A 212-nucleotide genomic window follows, 5' to 3' on the forward strand; every position below is an offset into this window, starting at 1 on the left:
TTTTTCATCATTTGTTTTTGTACCATCTGGTTTTTCTTGTTTTGAACCATCCGTCTTTGGTTCTTCTGGTTTTTCTTGTTTTGGATCATCCGTCTTTGGTTCTTCTGGTTTTTCTTGTTTTGGATCATCCGTCTTTGGTTCTTCTGGTTTGCCACCGTTAGGTTCTTCTGTTTTACACGTCCCGAACTTATCTAACGTTTCTTTCAATGTTT

The 212-nt window shown here is 37.3% G+C and carries 1 pseudogene; it reads right to left on the bottom strand.

Annotated features, from left to right (window positions below):
• Positions 1-212: pseudogene (locus MR107_RS31210) on the bottom strand (DUF4430 domain-containing protein); the annotation flags it as partial.

The organism is Bacillus cereus group sp. BfR-BA-01441, from assembly GCF_022663075.1.
Taxonomy (GTDB): Bacteria; Bacillota; Bacilli; order Bacillales; family Bacillaceae_G; genus Bacillus_A; species Bacillus_A cereus.